We start from the raw sequence: 496 nt of genomic DNA on the forward strand, positions 1-496 counted from the left end.
ATTGGCTCGCGATGTAATGCTGGATCATTATATTCAACATTATATCCAGATTTCCGGGATATCCCGCCAAGAGTTGGATGCCTGGATTCTGCCTGTTGCGGCAGCACGCCTCGACGAGAGGTTACCTGCAGTGGAAGCGGATCAGTTAATCAAACTTGTGCAGGATCGTATTCGTCTGCTGAAATGACATATTTAGTTTAACTAATAAGGATAACGAGGTGAAGAAATCCATGCTGCACTCATTAAAGGCCATACAATCTTACAAGTCAGGCCAGCTACCGGAGGCGAAGCAGCCTCAGTGGCTGCAGCTGCTGGCAGCGGCGGAACAGCCGAATATTAACCTGGAACGTATTCATTCCATAGCAGAGCTGGAAGGTACGAACCCGGTACTGGATTATGTAGAACGCACACTTCAGGTGCTGGATCAGCTTGAGGTTTCTTTTTGGATTCGAGAAATTTTGGAGGATGTGCTGGTCTGGTCAGAAACGGCAAAGGC

General features: G+C 48.0%; 1 protein-coding gene and 1 pseudogene. Both read left to right on the top strand.

Annotated features, from left to right (window positions below; translation table 11 throughout):
• Positions 1 to 187, top strand: a pseudogene (locus tag NP503_RS33200) (hypothetical protein); the annotation flags it as partial.
• A gap of 31 nt (positions 188 to 218) precedes the next feature.
• Positions 219 to 496 (top strand): hypothetical protein (locus NP503_RS33205; protein WP_256755087.1); only part of this gene is annotated, 278 nt, incomplete at its 3' end.

The sequence above is a fragment of the Mesorhizobium sp. SEMIA396 genome (assembly GCF_024518615.1).
Lineage (GTDB): Bacteria > Pseudomonadota > Alphaproteobacteria > Rhizobiales > Rhizobiaceae > Mesorhizobium.